Genomic DNA, 5745 nt, shown 5'->3' with positions numbered 1-5745 from the left:
CTCATTTTTATTAAGCTTGGTTTATTTTGAGAATAAAGGTCAAAATCATGCCAAGGAATTATTAGAGCAACATACAAAAAATGAAACCAAGGGTAAGAACATAATTTCAGTCCCTTACAAAAAGGGTTTTAAAACTCTTCATTATCTGGGGTGTGGTGTTAAAAATTGTGCGGGTATTGAGCCTAAAACTAATAGAATATATTACTTTTCTCAAGCAACAGGCTTTTCGTTTGTGCATACAATGAGAATATAGTTAGTAAAACGAGGCTATGCTCTTCACTTGATTTTAGCCCATTGTAAGGGCGTTAACAATGTCTGCTCATGGCACTCTCCAGCCACTCGACAACATAAAATACTGATAATAATTAGCAAGGTACTTTACTGTGTCGGGTGGCGCTTCGCTTATCTGACCTGCACTGGCACATACACGGCTGTCAGATTTAATTTTACAACTATTATTCCTTAAAATCAGCGACCTACTTATGATGAGTTAACTACTAATTTTAATAACCGCTAACATATCGTCGTCATCCTCATCGAGGCCAACTTCTTCAAACCCAAAACTTGAATAAAAATCTTTAGCAACAGGGTTTAGCGGGTTGTAACAAATCTCGATTTGTTCAAGCTTAGAAGTTGTTTTAATCTCTTCAATAGCCATATTGAGGGCTTTGCGCCCAATGCCTTTATTTTGATGAGTTTGATCCACCATAAAGCGCCAAATAGAAACCTTTGTAGGGGTTTCTTGTACCCACATAAAAAAGCCTACTGGTACACCATTTAGGTAAATAGCTTTACAGGTATACCCGCTATTGTAGTGCGCCTCAACTAACGACCACATATTACACGCTAGGTATTCTTCTTGTGTTTTAGCAACCTCTAAATCGCATATGGCTTCGTAGTTATCGGCGGTGATATCTTCCAATGACAGCTTTATATTTTTCCTTCAGTACAACTTTGTGTAATTAGTAAGCTATCAGTGTATGTACCTATAATCAAACAAATGAAGAGATTGATTTTTATACCCCCTTAAATTAGCTTAAATAATGATCTACACGCCTATCTAAAACAACAAGGCCGCAGTAATAAATACTGCGGCCTTTGCTTTTAGCAAAATGCTTTAGGCTAAGTGCTTTTAATAAGCCCCTGCGCTGTAAATAAGCTCGTAGCTGTGGCTGTAAATCTCAAGGATGTTACCAAACGGGTCTTCCATGTAGATCATGCGGTACGGCTTTTCACCCGGGTAGTAATAACGAGGGGCTTCCATACGTTTTTTACCGCCAGCTTCTACAATACGCTCAGCTAAACCTTCTACATCAGGGTCTTGAACACAAAAATGAAAGATGCCTGTTTTCCAGTATTCAAAATTGTCTTTTGGGTTTTCTTGGTTTTTAAATTCGAAAATTTCGACACCAATACGATCCCCTGTAGATAGGTGCGCTATTTTGAATTTTTCCCACTTTTCGCCAAATACTTCTGTACACATTTCGCCAATTGGGCTTTTGTCTTCGGTAATTAAAGTCGGTTCCATTATTGTGTACCAACCCATAACCTTAGTGTAAAACTCGACTGCTTTTTCAACGTCGGGAACCGAAATACCAATGTGCGAAAAACTACGTGGATATGTATGACTCATAATGCTTCCTCTTTAACTTGTGACTTATCTTGTGGCTAGTTGATGGAGTTAGTTTACGAACTGAACAATATTAAGTAAAATTATCATTAATCATCATTTTGAGTATGTTTTGTAATGATAAACCCTGCATGGTTAAACACGTTTTGTACGTTGGTTGAGGTAAATCACTTTACCCAAACCGCCGAACGCCTTTTTATGACCCAATCTGGCGTAAGCCAGCATATTAAAAAGCTTGAGCAGCAAGTAAACTGCGCGCTATTAGAGCGCCACGGCAAACAATTTACCCTTACCGTACATGGGCAAAACTTGTATCAACAAGGCAGCTTGTTATTAAAGGAATGGCAATTTTTAGAACAACAATTAAAAGATGATTCGCCTTACAGCGGCTTGGTAAAAATACAATCGCCTGGTAGTTGTGGGCTACAATTTTATAGCCAATTATTAGCGCTGCAGGCAAAGCATACCGAGCTTAATATTGATTATCGCTTTGCACCCAATACAAGTGTAGAGCAAGCTGTGGCAAACCACAGTGCCGACATAGGTTTTTTAACTCAAGCTCCGACGCTTAGCGAAGTTACCAGCCACAAAATTGGTAAAGAAGCCTTATTACTTGTCACCCCCGCACATATTAAAAACCCAACGTGGGAGGTCTTATGTGAGCTTGGCTTTATTGGCCACCCCGATGCAAAACACCACGCACAGCTCCTACTAAGCGAAAACTACAGTGAGTTTGAACATGTTGATCAAATTAAACGCACGGGGTTTTCTAACCAGATAAGTTTAATACTGGAGCCGGTAAGTTTAGGGCTAGGTTTTACGGTTTTACCTGCGCATGCCGTTAGCGCATTTAATAAACCTGCGCTTATTAAAACGCACCACTTAGCTAATCCGATTAGCGAAAATATTTATGTGTGCCATCACCGAAATAGGCCAATGGCAAAGCGCATGAATACAGTAATTGAAGCAATAAAGGCGGGAGTAAATAGTTAAAACGTAAACCCCCTTTACACCCACGGCACTTAATACCATAAGCAAAAGGGGGAATAGAAAATTAATTAACGCTTTCTAATTTTGCTTTTAAATCAAGTAAGTCGGTTGCAATTGTATTTGGCTGTATTTCCCACGGATCGAAGATTGAGTCTTTAGATCGTTGAATCCACGCCGCGCGCATACCGTGCGATATAGCACCGGTTACATCAAACGGATTACTTGATACAAGCCACGTGTTTGCGCCTGTTGAATTAGTTTCGCGTAAAAAGTGGCTATAAACCCCTGGGTTTGGTTTAAAGGTTTTAACGTCGTCGGCACTTACTACCCCTTCAAAAAGCTCACTAATGCCAGCGGTTTCTAATAAGGTATGAACTGCGTCGGCAGCGCCGTTTGAAAATGCAAACAAACGGTAATCCTTCGCTTTTAATTGCTCAAGGCCTGCTTTTACATCATCGAACGCAGGAAGCGTTTTATAAAGCTCTAGCAGTTGCCCCTTTTGATCTTCACTTAGCTCGGTTTTGTGCGCTAAGCAGGCGTAATCGAGTGCGTGTTTTGTACATAGCGAGAAAGGAATATAATTTTGCATTAATCCACGTCTAAATGAATACTCTAATTGCTTTTCGCGCCATGTATTTGAAAATGCTTGGGCGTTATCGCCAATCATGTCGTCGAGTAAGGACAGTACGCCGTGAGTGTTTATTAGCGTACCGTATACGTCAAATGCAAGTGTAGTTGCCATGTTTGCTCCGCAATAAAATAAATTAAGTTGATTTTAGAGTACTTGCTTACAGCTTAACTTACTTTGAACGAACGCTCAATTTAATAAAACTTATACGCATCAAGCGCTAAAATATCCATTTCTATATCTTCATGTATTTTTTTGGCTTTACCGTCACTACTTCCAAGCGCTGCAAAAAGAGGTAAAAAGTGCTCCTGGGTAGGGTGATTAAATAAAGCATGGGGTGCTTCATTTAAATAGTTAAGTAACGCTTGGGTGTTTTGCGCTATTAATTTTTGCTCAACCCAATGGGTAAACTCATTAACCATTTGAACACGATTAGGTGTAGCAGGATTTTTAAATATTTCACGTAGATTGTGACTAATCCCGCCGGAGCCAATAATTAATACGTTATCGTAGCGCAGTGGTGCAAGTAACTGCCCGTATTTATACATAGCCTGAGCGCCCAAACGCGTGTTAATAGACACCTGAACAATGGGAATATTAGCTGCTGGGTACATTAAGCGCAGCGGGATCCACACACCATGATCCCACCCTTGATCTGCATTTTGCACCGTTTTAATACCCGCTTTGTAAAAGTACTCACTAATAGTATTAGCAAGCTTAGGGTCTCCTAGTGCTGGGTATTGAATTTCATACAGGGGCTTGGGGAAGTTATAAAAGTCGTGAATAGTATGCGGCGCATCTCCGGATGTAATAACTATATCGTGCGCTTCATCAAAGTGGGCAGAAAACACCACAATAGCTCGTGGTTTACTAAGCGTTTGACCTAATGATGCAAAAAAATCTGACGTAGCCGATTGCTGTACAGCCATCATTGGCGAGCCGTGAGATATAAATAAAGCAGGCTGAGTCATACTAAAACCTTAAACAAATAGACGTGTTATAAACACTATATAAGTTTCTAATTTGACGATAAATATGATACTTATTTATACATTATCAACAAAGTATTGTTAAATATGGATAAGCTCACCACCATGAAGACCTTTTTAGCCGTTGTGCAAGAAGGATCATTTTCAAAAGCGGCCGATAAGCTCGATATTTCCCCGCAGTTAGTCAGCAAATATATTTCTGCGCTGGAAAATAATCTACGCACGCGTTTATTACACCGTACAACGCGAAAAGTAAGTGTTACAGAGGCTGGAAATCAATATTATCAGCGTTGTCAGCAAGTGATTATTGATATTGAAGACATGGAAAACTCACTAAACAACTTAAGCGAAAGTGTATCGGGTGTGCTTAGTATTAGTGCACCTATGTCGTTTGGTACTAAGCATTTAGCAGGTTTGTTGGTTGATTTTCAAAATCAGTATCCAAATTTAAAGTTAGATTTACGGCTCACCGACCAATATGTAGATATAGTAGAGCAGGGTATTGATATTGCTCTGCGCATTGGTGTATTAAAAAACTCAACGTTGATAGCTAAAAAAATTGCACCTATACACCTAGCTGTGTTTGCATCACCCGACTATTTAGAACGCCATGGCACGCCACAAACACTGCTAGATTTACAGTCACATAATTATTTACGCTATTCCCACAGCGAACCCACAAAGCGATTATTTGGGGTTAATGAGTTAAAAAGCGAGCTAAAGCTTGAAAGTAACTTTGTGGCTAACAATGGTGATTTGCTACTAAATACAGCCATTGCGGGTGGTGGTATTGCTATGCAGCCAACATTTATAGCAGGGGAAGCACTGGCTCAAGGTAAAGTAGTGCGCATTTTAAATGACTACGAACCCGAGCCAATGGGGCTTTACATGGTGTATGCAAACAGACAGTTTTTACCCAGTAAAGTACGTGCGTTTGTTGATTTTGCAAGTGGCTATTATGGCGATACACCTTACTGGGATTTAGGACAGTGATATATCGATAAGTAATCAATTAACATTATTTGTAGATGTAGTGCAACAAGGCTCATTTGCCAAAGCCGCAGCACTGCATGATATGGGTAATTCGTCACTATCTAAGCAAATTAAAAAAGGGACAAAACACCCAATTATTATGGAAGTAAAAATCCATAATAAAATAGGAATATAATTAAAAAACAGATTCATATTACTGTGAGCGCGTTAAATTAATAACGCCCATTTTACTGTAATGGGGGTTTACAGTAATTTTTTGCGTTATACATTTAGCTCTTTTAATTTATTCCAGACGCTCTCGCCGCCAGGGTGAAGCGCTGCATGGTACCGATACGCATAATATGTAATAGGTACGCAATGATGCTTTTGGCCAACCACAACTAAACTTTTCTCTTTTAGCTCTTTAGTAATGACATAGTTTGGTAACCAAGCAATGCCATTACCCTCTAAAGCCTGTATTTTTAAAAGCTCTGTCATCGACGATACAAATACTTTTTTAAGTTTAGAGCCCGATA

Annotated in this window: 7 protein-coding genes and 2 pseudogenes; 4 read left to right on the top strand and 5 right to left on the bottom strand. The window is 39.4% G+C overall.

Annotated features, from left to right (window positions below; genetic code table 11):
* A pseudogene (locus tag H5072_RS10415) lies at nucleotides 1-253 on the top strand (hypothetical protein); the annotation flags it as partial.
* 237 nt (nucleotides 254-490) lie between these two features.
* Here H5072_RS10415 and H5072_RS10410 read toward each other — a convergent pair.
* Both H5072_RS10410 and H5072_RS10405 read right to left on the bottom strand, forming a co-directional pair.
* The gene (locus H5072_RS10410; protein ID WP_182693489.1) at nucleotides 491-934 is read right to left on the bottom strand and encodes a GNAT family N-acetyltransferase; all 444 of its coding nucleotides are present in this window, start codon (nucleotides 932-934) and stop codon (nucleotides 491-493) included.
* Between the two features lie 198 nt (nucleotides 935-1132).
* On the bottom strand, nucleotides 1133-1633 hold the full coding sequence (locus H5072_RS10405) for a lactoylglutathione lyase family protein (protein WP_002959229.1): 501 nt from the start codon (nucleotides 1631-1633) through the stop codon (nucleotides 1133-1135).
* Nucleotides 1634-1747: 114 nt separating this feature from the next.
* Here H5072_RS10405 and H5072_RS10400 point away from each other — a divergent pair, with 114 nt between their 5' ends.
* Nucleotides 1748-2623, top strand: a complete 876-nt coding sequence (locus tag H5072_RS10400; protein ID WP_182693488.1) for a LysR family transcriptional regulator — start codon at nucleotides 1748-1750, stop codon at nucleotides 2621-2623.
* Between the two features lie 61 nt (nucleotides 2624-2684).
* Here the strand turns inward: H5072_RS10400 and H5072_RS10395 are convergent, their stop codons facing one another.
* Entirely contained in the window at nucleotides 2685-3362 is a 678-nt protein-coding gene (locus tag H5072_RS10395; RefSeq protein WP_024591580.1) for a haloacid dehalogenase type II, read from the bottom strand.
* An 80-nt stretch (nucleotides 3363-3442) separates the two neighbouring features.
* Complete coding sequence (locus H5072_RS10390; protein ID WP_182693487.1) at nucleotides 3443-4219, bottom strand: class III extradiol ring-cleavage dioxygenase; 777 nt, start codon at nucleotides 4217-4219, stop codon at nucleotides 3443-3445.
* A gap of 105 nt (nucleotides 4220-4324) precedes the next feature.
* On the opposite strand from H5072_RS10390, the gene H5072_RS10385 reads away from it, so the two are divergent.
* Nucleotides 4325-5230 (top strand): LysR family transcriptional regulator, encoded by a 906-nt coding sequence (locus H5072_RS10385; protein ID WP_182693486.1) that lies wholly within the window; start codon nucleotides 4325-4327, stop codon nucleotides 5228-5230.
* A gap of 1 nt (nucleotide 5231) precedes the next feature.
* The gene (locus tag H5072_RS21125) at nucleotides 5232-5405 is read left to right on the top strand and encodes a LysR family transcriptional regulator (RefSeq protein WP_310735878.1); all 174 of its coding nucleotides are present in this window, start codon (nucleotides 5232-5234) and stop codon (nucleotides 5403-5405) included.
* 86 nt (nucleotides 5406-5491) lie between these two features.
* On the opposite strand, the pseudogene H5072_RS10375 reads toward H5072_RS21125, so the two are convergent.
* Nucleotides 5492-5745 (bottom strand): annotated as a pseudogene (locus tag H5072_RS10375) (LysR substrate-binding domain-containing protein); the annotation flags it as partial.

This window comes from Pseudoalteromonas sp. SR45-5, assembly GCF_014163565.1.
Taxonomy (GTDB): domain Bacteria; phylum Pseudomonadota; class Gammaproteobacteria; order Enterobacterales; family Alteromonadaceae; genus Pseudoalteromonas; species Pseudoalteromonas distincta.
The sequence above is the reverse complement of the archived record's forward strand: the minus strand, read 5'-3'. Positions and strand labels throughout refer to the sequence as shown.

Bases quoted from the DNA above. Each gene is read 5' to 3' on its own strand.
- H5072_RS10405 (WP_002959229.1), bottom strand. From the start codon at position 1,633: ATGAGTCATACATATCCACGTAGTTTTTCGCACATTGGTATTTCGGTT.
- H5072_RS10400 (WP_182693488.1), top strand. From the start codon at position 1,748: ATGATAAACCCTGCATGGTTAAACACGTTTTGTACGTTGGTTGAGGTA.
- H5072_RS10395 (WP_024591580.1), bottom strand. From the start codon at position 3,362: ATGGCAACTACACTTGCATTTGACGTATACGGTACGCTAATAAACACT.
- H5072_RS10390 (WP_182693487.1), bottom strand. From the start codon at position 4,219: ATGACTCAGCCTGCTTTATTTATATCTCACGGCTCGCCAATGATGGCT.
- H5072_RS10385 (WP_182693486.1), top strand. From the start codon at position 4,325: ATGGATAAGCTCACCACCATGAAGACCTTTTTAGCCGTTGTGCAAGAA.